This window comes from Psychrobacter sp. 1U2 (genome assembly GCF_051847575.1).
The window spans coordinates 1-547 of record NZ_JBPYDC010001659.1 but is presented as its reverse complement, the minus strand read 5'-3'; the positions used below and the strand labels follow the sequence as shown (position 1 = coordinate 547).

The 547-nt window shown below is 45.0% G+C and carries 1 pseudogene; it reads left to right on the top strand.

Going from position 1 to position 547, the window contains the following annotated elements:
* Positions 1-221: 221 nt before the first annotated feature.
* Positions 222-547: pseudogene (locus ACS8FD_RS23735) on the top strand (serine protease); the annotation flags it as partial.

Sequence of the window (547 nt, the reverse complement as noted above, 5' to 3'; positions counted from 1 at the left end):
CCTGCATAATACAAACGGCGTTTATCCAATCATAGTGCGTATTGGTTTGGGTAGTCTAGAGAAAACGGGTCAAACAGGCTATATAAGTAAATCAAGAAAATAGAAGACAAAATGTTTAAACGTCTAAAAGGGAGAGTAATGAGATGAAGGGCCAATCACAATTTCATCAGCTACAGGGCAAACTACAACGCAGAATACTGACAGCGATCTTAAGCACAGCGATGACCACAAGTGTCAGCGCGTTAGCTATCAGTGTTATGACTGTCTCTCGTGCGCAAGCTGCCGTCATTACTACTGATTTCTCCGATCTTGTACAGCAAGTAACACCAGGCGTGGCACGGGTCAATGTAACCAAGACCGTCAGTGAGGCTGAGCTGGCAAAAGCCCAGACTGCTGACTTATTGCGCAAGTTCTTTGGTGACCGCGTACGTATCCCTGAACAGGCGGTGATACCAGCAATTGAACATGCTTATGGCACTGCGTTTTTTGTGACCTCTAACGGTTATATGCTTACCAATCATCATGTAGTAGAAGGCGCAGATAACAT